Source organism: Pseudomonas sp. MEJ086 (genome assembly GCF_030209025.1).
GTDB lineage: Bacteria > Pseudomonadota > Gammaproteobacteria > Pseudomonadales > Pseudomonadaceae > Aquipseudomonas > Aquipseudomonas fulva_A.
Genome location: NZ_JARVSV010000021.1, coordinates 46,460 through 60,179 on the forward strand (window position 1 = coordinate 46,460; position 13,720 = coordinate 60,179).

The window sequence follows — 13,720 nt, forward strand, 5'->3', positions numbered from 1 at the left end:
GCACTGGCGCTATTCGCTCGCGGCGCAGAGCGGGCCGTTCAGGATTCGCCGTAGCGGGTTCGCAGGAGCGGCAGGCCGGTTTCCTGCCAGAACACCAGACTGACCCGCCCGGATGACATGCCGCCGTGGCTGTAGCGGTCGACGAACACGCACGAGGTCGGCGAGTCCGCTCTCGTGCCGACCAGCCGTTCGAAGGTCGCCTGCAGCAGCTCATCCAGCTGCGCTGCCGTTGCCGGAAGAGCGGTGCCTGCCAATGTCGCGGCCATGTCCGCCCACAGGTAGGGATCGCCGCGCAATCCCCACTGTATCGGTTCGGGCTGGAAGAGTGCCGCCATGTCCTGACTGGTACCTGGGGTCATGGTTTCGCCAGCCATCTAGAAACGCATGCCGAACAGGGTGAAGCGCTCGTTCGGGAAGCGGACCCGCACCGGCAGCGAGTCCACGCGCCATTCGTTGGCCAGTGGTTCGGTGAAGCGAGCCGGTACCATCAGGCCGCGGGTCGGGCTGCGAAACGGCTGACGCAGGTCGCTGGGCAGCGGGTTGGCACTTTCCGCGGGGTTGATCACTTCGGCCCTGGTCCAGCCGCCGTCGGGCAGGCGCACGTCGAGCTGCGAACCCGGGGTGGCATGTTCGACGTCCTTGGGGTCCAGGTACACCCACAGTTGCGCCGGGCCGCTGCGCTCCAGGCGCATCAGCAAGGTGCCGGGACCCACGTTCTCGCCCGGTGCGGTGACCACTTCGGCAATCCGTCCCGGCTCGCTGGCGGCGACCTTCAGTTGCTGCAATTGTCCGGTCAGCCACTGGCGTTCGAGTTGTTGCTGGCGCTCATAGCGGTCGCTTTCGCTGCTGCCGCCACCACTGAGGCTTCGTTCGAAGGCCAGCAATTCGGCCTGACGGCTATCCAGCGCGTTCTGCGCCTCGACCAGCTCGCCGCGGGTGGCGGCACCTTGCTGCACCAGGCGACGGGTGTCGTTGACCCGCTGTGAGGCCCGGTTGACCAGGCTCTGCAGGACCGCACGATTGCGTGTGCCGAGATCACCGAGCGGCGCGGCGGCAGGTGCTGCACTGCCTTGCAGCAGGTTGAGGCGCAAACGCCACTCGGGGTTGTCGAGTTCCACCAGCGGCGCGCCGACGTCCACGTGATCACCTGCCTGCACGGCGATGTTCCTGACCTGGCCGGGCTGCATGGCGCGTACTTCCAGGGTCGGCAAGCGGACCAGCGCCGGCGCCTCGATGCGCACCAGCTCGAGGCCGTAGCGACCGGCCAGCCACAGGGCGGGCAACAGAATCAGGAACAGGATCAGGTACCAGCGCAGGCGAAACGCCAGGCGCTTGCCGGGGGCGTAGAGCACCTCCACGCCATTGTCCTGGGTCGGGTGTCTTTCCTTGGGGCTATTGAAACGTATCTTCATCGGCTTCTCGGGTAATCAGTCCAGGATTGCCAGTCGATTCCGCCCAATCCAGCCGGGTGCAGAACGTTCTGCCAGTTCAGTACCTGTTGTTGCAATTGCTCATGGGACGCGTCGGCCCAGCTCAGATCGGCGGGTTGATCGACCTCCACGCTCTGCGCCAGACGCAGCTTCAGCGCCGGCCATTGCCTGGCGATAGCCAGGGCGCGGTTGGCGCTGCTCTGCGGGCTGCGGGTGTAGATCATCAGGCTGATCTCGCCCACCCCGATGCGCTGCAGTTCGCAAGGCACACAGGGATTGCGCGCGGCTTCTTCGGCGAACCAGCGCGGGTGGCTGGACAGGTTGATCGGCCAGGGTGCGGCAGCCTTGGCTTCGCGCAGGGTGTCGAGCCAGTCGCGCAGGCGTTGATCCGGGACCGGCCAGCCGAGCTGCTCGACTTCCAGATCCAGGTGCAGGGCATCGAAAGGCAGGTCCCGGAGTTGCCCGATCAGACTGATCAGCCCCTGGCGCTGGCGCGCTTTCATCCAGTCCGGATCACCGAGCAGCAGGGTGACTTGCATATTCTGTGCGTGAGCGGCCTGCAGCAGTTCGGCCAGTGCCTGGCGGGTGTTGCGCATATCGGCGACCTGCAAGCTGGTCAGCCCGACGTGCAACTGGCTGATACCGGCCTGCTGCAAGGCGCTCAACTGGCCGGGGCGCTGGTCGGGGGCGAGCAGCGCCGTGCTGTCCCAGATGTAGACGCCCTGATTCCATTGGGTTTGCGTGGCCACCTGGGCGGGCATCACGGTGTTTTCACCCTGCCAGTGCACCACACGGTTACCGAGCAGGCGTTCGAAACCGGCGCTGTCATCGCCGAACAGGCGCAGCGCCGAGTCCTGCAGCCAGGCACCGTGCCAGGCGGAGATCTGCGCGAACCCGGCGTTGTAGTGATCGACCTGGGCCTGCAGCAGCCGCAGGCTGGCTTCACCCGCATCCAGGCTGCCGCGCTGGCGTCGTTCGGCGATGATCGTGTCCAGCGCCTCACGGCGCTCGCTGCGCCACTGGTATTCATTGAGTTCGCGGCGCTGCTGTTCCAGCACCTTGCCCAGTTCGCGCAGCACGTTGCCGCGCTCGCGTTCCAGCGCCTGCACGGCGGCCTGGTAGCGTGCCTCACCCTCACGGCCACGGGCAGAGCCGTAGTCGAGCAGGTCGAATGGAGCGGAGAAGGTGATACCGGCGCTCAGGCCACTGCCGTCATCGCTCGCTCCACTGCGCTGTTCCAGGGTCTGGGCGACGTTCACATAGGATTCTATGGAGCTGTACCAGGGCTGCTTGCGGCCCAGTTCGGCGTTGGCCAATTCGGCGCTGCGCCCGGCCACGCGCGGGTTGTCCTCCAGCTGCGTTTGCCAGGCCTGCAGCGGTTGCGGCTCACTAGCCAGGGCGGTTGCGACCGGTGTGTCATGGGCATCGACCTGTACGCCGAGGCTTTGCAGGCTGGCGCGGATATCTTCCAGCAGGCCATTCTGCATGGCGCAGCGGCGGCTCACTGCCGTCCATTCGCTGCGCATCAGTTGCGCGTCGGAGGGCAGAATCCAGTTGCCGTTAAGACGCGTCTGCACCTGTTGGTCGGCATCACGGGCCGCTTGCTGAACGCCTTCGCAGAGCTTCTGTTCCTCCGTCGCGCGCCACCAGTCCGCGTAGGTGCTGCGGATCGCCAGACGCTGCTGGGCACGCTGGTAGCCCTGTTCGGTCTCGCCGAGACGAATGTCGCGTTCGCTGTCGCGCACCGCATCCACACGGCGGCGCAGGCTGCCGAGCAGGGGATAGCGCACGCCAACCGCGAAGCTTCGGCCGTAGTAATCATCGCGCACGTCGTCGGTCACCAGTTCGCGGTAACGGCCGACGTTGGCATTGCCGAACATCTCCCAGCCGGATTCGCTTTCGCGCTGGTCGCGAGCGGCATAGCGCGCTTGCAGTTCGGCATTGACCGCCTGGTTGCCGTCACCGGCCTGTTGCAAGGCCTGCTCCAGGGTCAGTGGTGCGGCGCTGGCCAGCAGCGGCGCGCAGCACAGCAGCGGCAGCAGACGTGAAGGTCGTGGTGCAGTCATCGAATATCAAAGCCCTAGAAGCGGTTGGCCCGTTTGAGAACCCACCAGGGCGCCATGCTCGATTCCTCGTGCCCGCGCCGCAGGGTTTCATTGAGAATGGCGACCACGCTCCAGCAGCGCAGGGCGTACATCGCCAAGGGGTAGAAAGGCAGCACCCAGATCAGCGCCAGGTCCTGACGTGGCCGCTCGCTGACCATCAGCATCAGGCCCAGGTACAGCAATGCACTCATCATCAGGTACAGCGCGTAGATCAGCAGCGAATAGAAAATCAGTGCGGTGAACGGCAGGATGATCACCGCCACGAGGCTGTAGCCAAGGATGATGAAGGGCAGCACCAGTTGGAAGAACAGCCCGCTGACCATCAGCATCAGGAAGTTCGGCCAGCCGAGCAGGCGCGGCGTGAACACATGCCGATGCTTGCGTACGTAGACGAAGAACAGGTCACCGTCCCAGCGCAGGCGCTGGTCGAGAAAGCTGCGCAGGGTCGCCGGTGCATCGGTGTGGCCGATGGCCTGGGGTTCGAACGGGATGCGCAGGCCGTAGCGGCGAAAGTACGCCTTGATGCGCAGGGTCAGGTCCAGGTCTTCGGCGGTGTGGGTGTCCCAGCCGCCGATCTGCTGGAGGAAGCTGCGGCGGAAGGCGCCGAAGGCCCCGGACACGTTGTTGACCAGATTCCACTCGGCCAGGCCGATCTTGCACATATGGATCGACAGCAGGTATTCCAGCGCCTGAATGCGTGCCACCCATGACTGCCTGGCGTTGCGTACGCGCAGGCTGCCGGCGACGGCGGGCACCTTGGGATCGCGAAAGTGGCTGACCATGCGCACCACCATGTCGTTGTCGAACGATGTATCGCCATCGACGTTGATGAGAATCTCGCCGCTGCTGTAGGCCAGCCCGGTATTGAGTGACGACACCCGGCCGCCGCGCTGCCATTTGGCGATGGGGCGTAGCACTCGGTTGCGCGGCAGCCGTTGTTCGGCCTTGAAGCGGCGCACCACGGAGGTGGTCGCGTCGTTGGCGGCGGCGCCATCGATGATCGGAATGATCTCGATCATGCCGGGGTAGGTCTGCTCCACCAGGCTGCGCAGGGTCAATTCGACATCGCGACCCTCGCTGTAGCAGGTGATGATGCACGACACCCGTGGGTGCCAGGTGTTGTGCACCGGCAGCGCGCTGCGTTTGCGCACGAACCAGCGCAGGGTACCGAGCAATACCATCAGGTTGAGCGGCACCTCCAGCAGCAGGAAGTATGGGAACACCATGAGAAACAGCCGCCAGTGGCCGTTGGCGCCGTAGATCTCGCCCAGCCAGGCGTGCAGGTGCTCGACCAGCGCGTTCATCACAGTTCTCCGGCGAGGCGCGCCATCAGCAGTTCGGCGTCTTCCTTGTCGATCAGGCCTGCGGGAGCGACGCAGCCACTGGTGGTCAGGCGGATGTCCTGCAGATCCTCGCCGACGAACAGCTCGCTGATTTCATTGATGCGTTCGGTCACCCGGCGCAGGCCTGCGGAGTCGGTGTACATCAGCAGCAGCCAGAGTTGTTCCTCGCTGGTCCGCGTGCAGCGGTCGGTGTCGCGAATGGCCACCTGAATGCGTTCGATCAGCGTGTCGAGCAAGGCGTGGCCACGCTGCGGGCCGAGACGTTCGAGTACCCGGCCGAGGTTGCGAAAACGCATGCCGAGCAGCGCGAAGGTCGGTGCCTTGTGTCGCTCGATCAATTCCAGCTGCCAGTCCAGCAAGGTCTTGAAGGTATTGGCACCGACCACCGACAGGCCATTGAAGTAGTTGTCGGTGTTGCGCTCCAGGCCCTGGCGGGCGGTGAGCAGGCCACCTTCGGAAAGCTGGTAGTCGCGGATCTCGCGGACCTGCAGCTCGTCCGGTGCGTGGTGTTCGCCGCAATCCAGGCAGCGGGCCTGCACGTCGGCGTCGACGAAGAAGGCATCGCAGCTGTTGCAGTTGTAGTTTTCCAGCGGCCGGTCGTAGTCGGTACCGATATGGCGCAGGCGGGTCAGGCAGTTGGGGCAGACCAGCGCGCCATCCTTGAGGTATTCGGTCTGGGCGCCGATGTGCCCGCAGGTGAAGCAATGCAGCGACGGCTGCCGGGCGATATCCAGGGAATTGCATTCCACGCACACGTCGACGTAGTTCAGGTGGCCACTGCCACAACTGCGGCACAGGCGAATGCGGTCGACCAGCGCGCTGCTGTCGAGCAGGTTGCGTTGTGCCAGATTCTGCACCAGCGCCAGGCCGTTGACCTGGTCGTCGCCCAGGGCCTCGGCCAGCGGGTAGACGTAATGGCGGGCCGACTGCGGCGCGCGCACGGCGTTGAGCGTACCGGGGGCGCGTAACCACAGATAGGCGAGCAACTGTGCTTCCAGGCCTTCGGGAGTGCGACCGTTATTGAAGACGTTGAGGCGTTCGCGCCATTGTTGCCAGGCCTGCTGGATCACGCTGGCCTGCAGCGGCGGTGGCCCTTCGCTCAACGCTTTGGCCAGTGGCCCCTGGCTGGTGCAGTAGATCAGTGTCAGCCGATAGGCAGGTTGCCGACGCAGCGCCTGCAGCATGGTCAGGTTCTCGGCATCGGTGGCGCTCAGCACGACGACGTCGAAAGCCGTGGCTTGCAGCAGGGAGGGCAGATCGCTGAAACGAGTGGCGACAGAAAGGCGCGCATCGTGGCCTGGGGCAACTTCAGCGATGCGAATGGTCAATTCGGTCATCGGCTATTCCAGTCAGGGGGCAGAGGTCCGACTGGGCCTTACTTCGAAAAGTTCTACATAAACGATTTGATGTACAAGTATCGATGCAGGATATTTGCGCCAGCGCACAATCCTGAAAATCGGCGTACAAACTTCAGTATCGCCGACGATCGCTACAACTGCAGGCCACCGCTGGCTTTGTGCAGTTTGCGCAGGTGCTCGCCCAGCAGCTTCAGGTTGGCCTCGTTGGCTTCCAGCTCGGCCAGGCGCTGAGGTTCCAGCAGGCGGCGCACTTCCTCGTCGAGGTCGGCGCTGAGCAGGCTCAGTTGCTGCTGGCGATTGCGGGTTTCGCTTTCCAGGCGCTGCCATTCGCCTTGTTGCGGCAGGCCATAGCCGCCCTCGAGCAGTTCCGCCGGGCGACTGAGAAAGCCGGTGCCGGCGAGGATCTGCTCCAGCGCGTCGCCGGCCTTGTCCAGGTTCGGGTCCTTGGCGGCTCGGCCGGTCAGGTAGCGCTGCTTGAGTTCGTCCTGGGAGAGCAGCAACTGACGGCGCATCGCGGCCTGCTCGAGCAGCAGCATGGCAGCACTGGCGCGCAGGTCGGCCTGTTCGAACCACTGACGACGTTCGCTGGACGGCTGCTCCAGCCAGTCCTCGACGCGCTGTTCACGGATCGGCAGGCGTTGCTGCAATACCTTGAACATGGCCTGGTAGCGGTCGCGGAACGAGTCGAAGCGGTAGCCCAGGCGCAGCGCTTCACGGGAGTCCTCGAGCATGCTGCTGTCGGCCAGGCCGCGTGCCTCGAGCACTTCCAGCAGGCCGATGGGGGTGATGCTGTCGAGATCCTGCAGGCGCGGCAGATCGGTACCGCTACGCAGCAGCTTGAGGGTCTCCACTGCGCAGTTGTTGGAGACGAAGAAGTAGTCGCCGTCGTAACTCCAGTGTTGCTCGACGGCGCGGGCGACCAGTTGCTCGAGGCGTTCGCGGGGCAAGGTCAGCGGCACTGAGGCCAGGCTGCGCAGTTCGACCTTGGTGTACTCCTCGATCACCTGGGCCAGGGGCAGCACGAACAGGCGCGATGGGTAGGCGCCGGTGAGGCCGTCCCAGCTCGACAACTGGACGTCACCGACGAAGGCGCGGTAGGACAGCACCAGGTGCTGGTCGAGATCGAGTCGGCAGTCCGGCCCGCGCGGGCGGCCCGGTGCGCAGATCACCAGGCGCAACATGCTGTGGCCCCAGCGGCTGGCCATGTTCTGGTTGGCTTCGGCGAGCAGATAATCCACCTCGTAGACCCGCTCGGGATCGAGGTTGGCCAGCGCCTGCTTGTCGAAATCGCGGCCTGCATTGAGGTAGGCGTAGCCAGTACCGCAAGGCGCGGCGTTAGCCGGTGACCAGCCGAAATGCTCGCTGAACAGGCGCGCCAGGGAAGGGCGGCGACAGGCATATTCGGGGTCGAGGAGAAAGTACTCCATGTTCACCGCGACGAACTCGCGGGCATTGCTCAGTTCGTAGATGTCCGGGCTGCGTGCCACCTGGCCATTGCGCTGGTCGCGTTCACCCCGGGTGCCGACGCGCTGTGGCCAGCCGGCCAGGTCGAGCAGGCGTGGATCGTCGCTGAGGGTGAAGCGGCGCTCGGTCTGGCCACGGCATTCAGCCGGCAGACCGACCGCACCCAGGCTGTGGTTCTGGCGCTGGCAGCGTTGCAGCAGCCTGCGCTGCTCGGCGCCCCAAAAAGCACCGCGATCATAGAGGTGTGTCACTTCATGGAGCACGGTTGCCAGCAATTCGCGGCGCACGGTGCCATGGGGGCGTCCGGTGGCGGCATTCGCTGCGCTGCCGTCGGTGAGAGCGGGCAGGAGGCTGGCATTGAGTTCGACACCGCTGAGGCGCCCGGCGCGACCATAGATTCGCTCGGGCAGTGCGACCCAGCGCACTTTGACGTCACGATCGAGTGCCTCGCGCAGCCGTGGAGGCATGGCCTCCACGGCTTCGTCGAGCAGCGTCTGACTGGCCCGGCGTTCGGCGCTGTTCAGCTGGTTGTCATCCAGCGTCAGTTTGAGCTGGGCGTGACTGGCCGTGCTGACCAGCAAGGCCAGCATCAGAAACCAGCCACGGGGGGCTATCACAGGGCGAGAATGGCTTCGGCCAGTACCTGATCGGAGGCGTTCTGCGCTTCGGGGACCTGGCTGCGCAGGGCGCCGAAGGCGGCTTCCAGCTGGGCACCGCGGATGTCGCCCTGGCTGGCTACGAAGCTGGCGGCGTCGTCACGCGCTTCGACCACCACTTTCATGTCGCGGACCGACGTGGTGGTGTCCGAGGTGAAGTCGATGGTGCGGTCGAGGGCGCGGACGATGATATTGCTGGTGGCCACCAGGGTCTGGGCCTGAACGGCGCCGGCGAACAGGGCAAGGGATGCAGCGGCGGCGAACAACGGACGCTTCATGAACGGTCTCCGAGAGTGGGTGAGAATGAAATTGGAATGGCAGGTTGGACGAGGAACACCTGCCGCAGTTCCAGCGATGACAGCTGTTTAAAGCGCGAGGATGGCCTGCGCCAGTTGGCCGTCGTCGGCTTGCAGGGTCGGCAGGCGGCCGCGGATGTGCTGCAGGGCGGCTTCCAGGTGCGCACCACGCAGGGTGCCCTGGCTGGCGACGAAGCTGGCAGCGTCGTCTTTGGCGGCCAGAACGACCTTGTTGTCGACGACCGAGGAGGTCGCGTCCGAGGTGCCTTCGATACTGGCAGCGAGGGCATTGACCAGCGTATCGGTCGTCACCAGAAAGCTGCTGGCAGAGGCGCCAGCGGCCAGGCTGAACAGGCTGAAGAACGCGAGGGTGCGGGCGATTGGCATGGTCTGGGCTCTACGGTTCACTGAAAGGGCGCATTCTAACCGCTCTGCATCGAACCGTTGAAAAAGACCTGCACAGTTTGTGTACGAGCGCCTGCAGCCCCTTGAACGACAAAACCCCGCAGGCGCTGCATGCCGGCGGGGTTTTGCGGGAGAAGCTCAACGGTCGCGATCAACGCCAGAACGGTTTGCTCAGTTCGGCGTAACGCTGGCTTTCACTGATGCCGGCATCGGCCAGCAGGCGAGTGTCGAGGCGCGCCAGTTGGCGACGGCTGACGATGCGACGCTGCCACAGGAGCAGAGTAGCGAGGAAATTCAGCGGCAGGCTGGTGGCAGATTTGGACGAGTTGTCGACGAGCAGATCGGAACTGAGGGTACGTTCCATGGTGTGCATCCTTCCGCTTTTGGCGGGGTTGGTAAGTTCTGGTGCCTATTTTCGTCCTCGCGTGGGGTTAGCAGTAGTCACAGCTGAAGTAAATAAGCAGCGTACTAGATAGGTTGCTTTGTAACTGTTGCGTCGATTTAGAGCGCAACTGTACCGGTGTTTGTGGATTTGCCGTGACTCGGCAAGTTTGGCAGTTTTTTGACCTGTAAATCGTTAGATTTTCAGTGATAAGGGACGGGTACAGTTTGAATTGTGCGCTGTCGTTGCTTAGCTCATCATTTTTATTTTTGCTTCGCCGAGCCGCTGATGCTCTGGGCTGTGTTTGTTGGCAGAGCATGTGCAAGGAATTGTGGTTATGCGAAAGAAAAGGCGGGGCATTCCCCGCCTCTCTCGTCGGTCGATCAATCGACGGCCTTGAGCATGTCTTCGATGACCTTCTTGGCGTCGCCGAATACCATCATGGTCTTGTCCAGATAGAACAGTTCGTTGTCCAGGCCGGCGTAGCCGCTGGCCATCGAGCGCTTGTTGACGATGATGGTCTTGGCCTTGAAGGCTTCGAGGATCGGCATGCCGGCGATGGGCGATTTGGGGTCGTTCTTCGCTGCCGGATTGACCACGTCGTTGGCACCGAGCACCAGCACCACATCGGCCTGACCGAACTCGGCATTGATGTCTTCCATCTCGAACACCTGGTCGTACGGCACTTCGGCTTCTGCCAGCAATACGTTCATGTGCCCTGGCATGCGTCCGGCTACCGGATGGATGGCGTATTTGACCGTAACGCCCTTGTGCGCGAGTTTTTCGGTCAACTCCTTCAGGGCATGCTGTGCGCGGGCCACGGCCAGGCCGTAGCCGGGAACGATGATCACGCTGTCGGCATTGCCGAGCAGGAAGGCGGCATCGTCGGCCGAGCCCGATTTCACGGGCCGCTGCTCGCCGCTACCCGCTGCCGGGCCGGCATCCGTGGCGCCACCGAAGCCGCCGAGAATGACGTTGAAGAACGAGCGATTCATCGCCTTGCACATGATGTACGAGAGGATCGCGCCGCTCGAGCCGACCAGGCTGCCTGCGATGATCAGCATCGAGTTGTTCAGCGAGAAACCGATGCCGGCCGCCGCCCAGCCCGAGTAGCTGTTGAGCATCGACACCACCACCGGCATGTCGGCGCCGCCAATCGGGATGATGATCAGCACGCCGATGATGAAGGCCAGGGCCACCAGCACGGCGAACGCGGTCAGATTACCGGTGAAGGTGAAGTACAGGCCGAGCGCGAGGATCGCCAGGCCAACAGCCAGGTTGATCAGGTGCTGACCGGCGAACTGTACCGGCGCACCCTGAAACAGACGGAACTTGTACTTGCCAGACAGTTTGCCGAAGGCGATCACCGAGCCGGAGAAGGTGATGGCGCCAATCGCTGCGCCAAGGAACAGCTCCAGGCGATTGCCATGGGGAATCGGGTCGCTGATCGCTGCGACGATACCCAGGGACTGTGGCTCGACCACTGCGGCGATGGCGATGAACACGGCGGCCAGGCCGATCATGCTGTGCATGAAGGCGACCAGTTCCGGCATCTTGGTCATCTCCACGCGCTTGGCCATGATCGAACCTGCGGTGCCGCCGACCAGCAGGCCGACGATCACGTAGCCGATGCCCTGCACGGCCAGTTCACTGCCGAGTTTGTAGATAAGGCCGAGGGTGGTGAGCACGGCGATGCTCATGCCGATCATGCCGAAGGCGTTACCGCGCCGCGAGGTGGTCGGGTGCGACAGGCCCTTGAGCGCCTGGATGAAGCACACCGAGGCCACGAGGTAGAGGAGGGTGATCAGGTTCATGCTCATCGATTACTTCTCCACCGGGGCTTTCGGGGCCTTCTTCTTGAACATTTCCAGCATTCGCCGAGTGACCAGAAAGCCACCGAAGACGTTGACCGCCGCGAGGGCCACGGCCAGGGTGCCCATGGTCTTGCCCAGGGGGGTGACGGTCAGTGCGGCGGCGAGCATGGCGCCGACGATGACGATGGCGGAAATCGCGTTGGTCACGGCCATCAGCGGGGTGTGCAGGGCCGGGGTGACGTTCCATACCACGTGGTAGCCGACATAGATGGCCAGCACGAAGATGATCAGGTTGTAGATGCCGTCGGAAATCAGATCCATCGGAGTGATCCTTTTTGTAGTGATTGACCCTCTCCATGAGGAGAGGGAGGCCATCATTTATTGATGCGCACGATCTCGCCGTCTTTGCACATCAGGCAGGCAGCGACGATGTCGTCTTCCAGGTTGAGGTGGAAGGCGCCTTTCTCGTCGATCACCAGCTTGAGAAAGTCGAGCAGGTTGCGGGCATACAGCGCCGAGGCATCGGCGGCGACCAGGGCCGGCAGATTGCCGTGGCCGACCAGGGTTACGCCGTGCTTGATCACCACCTTGTCCAGTTCCGTCAGGGGGCAGTTGCCGCCCTGAATGGCAGCCAGATCGATGACGACCGAGCCCGGTTTCATTTCGGCGACGGTGGCTTCGTGCAAAAGCGTGGGCGCCTTGCGGCCTGGAATCAGCGCCGTGGTGATGACGATGTCGGCCTGTTTGGCCCGTTCGTGCACGGCCCTGGCCTGGCGCTCCATCCACGAGGCAGGCATCGGGCGGGCGTAACCGCCGACGCCTTCGGCGCATTCGCGCTCCTCATCGGTCTCGAACGGCACGTCGACGAACTTGGCACCCAGGGATTCGATCTGCTCCTTCACCGCAGGACGCACATCGGAAGCCTCGATCACCGCGCCCAGTCGTTTGGCCGTGGCGATCGCCTGCAGGCCGGCGACCCCGGCACCTAGGATCAGCACTCGAGCGGCTTTCACCGTACCGGCGGCAGTCATCAGCATCGGCATGAAGCGCGGGTAGTGGTTGGCTGCCAGCATCACCGCCTTGTAGCCGGCGATGTTGGCCTGGGACGACAGCACGTCCAGGCTCTGGGCACGGGAGGTACGCGGCGCCGCCTCCAGAGCGAAGGCGGTGATGCCGCGCGCGTTCATGCGCTCGATGGTCTCGACGCTGAACGGGTTGAGCATGCCGACCAGCACGGTGCCGGGCTGCATGCGCGCCAGCTCGGTGTCGTCCGGCGCTACCACCTTGAGGATCAGGGCTGCGTTGAATGCTGCCGTGGCATCGCCAATGCTCGCACCCGCCGCTTCATAGGCGCTGTCGGTAATGCTGGCTGCGATGCCGGCACCGCTTTGAACGGTGACCTGATGGCCCTGGCCTATCAGCTTCTTGATGGTTTCCGGCGTCGCGGCAACCCGCGTTTCGCCTGCATGGGTTTCGAGAGGAACACCAATGTGCACGCTTGCATCTCCTGCGATCGTTGCAGATTCACCCGGGGGCGACGGAGGTACGGTATCGACTAAAGTCGATAGCCCGCATTCTGCAAAGGAAGGGGATCAGTAAGCAATATTCATGGAGCGTTTATTTGTCATGACTACAAGTTATCGGAGATATTGTTATTTTTCATGCGGAATTATTCGGATAAATAATCGAATTATGTAGGCAATATCTGAGAATAAGGCGTTATCAGGAATAAATGTCTGAAAATATGATAGTGAGCTAACGGCGAGCCTGCGACGCGGTGTCACACCGTTCAATATCATTTACGGGGCATTGAACAGGTTTTTAGGTCGTTATGTAGCGTTATTGTGTTTTAGCTACAAGGTGCGGAGGCCCTATTGCTGGGCATTGGAGCCTGAGTGTCGCTTCGCTCGCCGTCAGGCCACGGGGGTATTGAGGGGGGGCTTGCCAAAGTCGATGGGGGATATGAACGGGAGCAGGCTTAAAGCTGTGCATGAGGCGTGCAGCCGAATGGCACGCCTGCGGGGTGATCGCTAACGTCGCCCGGGTTGAACGAAGCGATGCCCGGGCGCAGTCCTGGCCCGATCAGCCCGTACGCCAGGTGATTTCCTGCACGCCGTCGGCGCTGATGCGCAGCCACTGATCGGCCTGCTCATCGCTTTCTTCCTCTTCCCAGCTGCCAGGTGCGCAGCGGATTTCCACGTCCAGTACGGCGTAGGCCGCCTGGGCGCAGGCCAGGTCATCCTGCCATGGCGTGGCGTCGCTCTCCAGGTACAGGCTGTGCCATTTGCCCACGGCCTTGGGCAGCCAGGTCACAGGGACTTCGCCGGCGCGGCACTGGAAGGTCTGACCTTTCTGTTGCCACTCGGAGCAGGGGCCCAGGGCCTCTGTCAGCCAGGCGGCGATGGCCTGGTGATCGGCGTCCTTGAGGTATATCTCGATATCCGGTTGGCGCATTTTCATCCTCATC

The 13,720-nt window shown here is 63.4% G+C and carries 13 protein-coding genes; all 13 read right to left on the reverse strand.

Translation table 11 applies throughout. The features are described 5' to 3' along the window. Positions 1-38: 38 nt before the first annotated feature. Positions 39-359, reverse strand: a complete 321-nt coding sequence (locus QRN22_RS13930; protein ID WP_156152753.1) for a hypothetical protein — start codon at positions 357-359, stop codon at positions 39-41. 15 nt (positions 360-374) lie between these two features. Further along, positions 375-1,412 carry an HlyD family secretion protein gene (locus QRN22_RS13935; RefSeq protein ID WP_042555124.1) on the reverse strand — a complete coding sequence of 346 codons (1,038 nt, stop codon included), beginning with the start codon at positions 1,410-1,412 and terminating at the stop codon, positions 375-377. Further along, a complete protein-coding gene (locus QRN22_RS13940; protein ID WP_052493830.1) occupies positions 1,409-3,496 on the reverse strand; it encodes a TolC family protein in 2,088 nt (695 codons plus the stop codon). The genes QRN22_RS13935 and QRN22_RS13940 overlap by 4 nt, the downstream gene beginning before the upstream one ends. Positions 3,497-3,510: 14 nt before the next feature. Beyond that, positions 3,511-4,839 carry a glycosyltransferase family 2 protein gene (locus QRN22_RS13945; RefSeq protein ID WP_042555125.1) on the reverse strand — a complete coding sequence of 443 codons (1,329 nt, stop codon included), beginning with the start codon at positions 4,837-4,839 and terminating at the stop codon, positions 3,511-3,513. Continuing rightward, positions 4,839-6,215, reverse strand: a complete 1,377-nt coding sequence (locus QRN22_RS13950; protein ID WP_082045840.1) for a TackOD1 domain-containing metal-binding protein — start codon at positions 6,213-6,215, stop codon at positions 4,839-4,841. The genes QRN22_RS13945 and QRN22_RS13950 overlap by 1 nt, the downstream gene beginning before the upstream one ends. Positions 6,216-6,367: 152 nt before the next feature. Further along, positions 6,368-8,290, reverse strand: a complete 1,923-nt coding sequence (locus QRN22_RS13955) for a DUF7844 domain-containing protein (protein ID WP_042555126.1) — start codon at positions 8,288-8,290, stop codon at positions 6,368-6,370. Positions 8,291-8,313: 23 nt separating this feature from the next. Then, positions 8,314-8,634 (reverse strand): DUF2388 domain-containing protein, encoded by a 321-nt coding sequence (locus tag QRN22_RS13960; protein ID WP_042555127.1) that lies wholly within the window; start codon positions 8,632-8,634, stop codon positions 8,314-8,316. Between the two features lie 87 nt (positions 8,635-8,721). Then, positions 8,722-9,039 carry a DUF2388 domain-containing protein gene (locus QRN22_RS13965; protein ID WP_042555128.1) on the reverse strand — a complete coding sequence of 106 codons (318 nt, stop codon included), beginning with the start codon at positions 9,037-9,039 and terminating at the stop codon, positions 8,722-8,724. Between the two features lie 169 nt (positions 9,040-9,208). Further along, positions 9,209-9,421 (reverse strand): DUF1127 domain-containing protein, encoded by a 213-nt coding sequence (locus tag QRN22_RS13970; RefSeq protein ID WP_042555129.1) that lies wholly within the window; start codon positions 9,419-9,421, stop codon positions 9,209-9,211. 401 nt (positions 9,422-9,822) lie between these two features. After that, positions 9,823-11,259 carry an NAD(P)(+) transhydrogenase (Re/Si-specific) subunit beta gene (locus QRN22_RS13975; protein ID WP_042555130.1) on the reverse strand — a complete coding sequence of 479 codons (1,437 nt, stop codon included), beginning with the start codon at positions 11,257-11,259 and terminating at the stop codon, positions 9,823-9,825. Positions 11,260-11,262: 3 nt separating this feature from the next. Then, complete coding sequence (locus QRN22_RS13980; protein ID WP_042555131.1) at positions 11,263-11,574, reverse strand: NAD(P) transhydrogenase subunit alpha part 2; 312 nt, start codon at positions 11,572-11,574, stop codon at positions 11,263-11,265. 53 nt (positions 11,575-11,627) lie between these two features. Continuing rightward, positions 11,628-12,749, reverse strand: a complete 1,122-nt coding sequence (locus QRN22_RS13985; protein WP_042555132.1) for a Re/Si-specific NAD(P)(+) transhydrogenase subunit alpha — start codon at positions 12,747-12,749, stop codon at positions 11,628-11,630. A 586-nt stretch (positions 12,750-13,335) separates the two neighbouring features. After that, positions 13,336-13,707 (reverse strand): hypothetical protein, encoded by a 372-nt coding sequence (locus tag QRN22_RS13990; RefSeq protein WP_042555346.1) that lies wholly within the window; start codon positions 13,705-13,707, stop codon positions 13,336-13,338. Positions 13,708-13,720 lie beyond the last annotated feature (13 nt).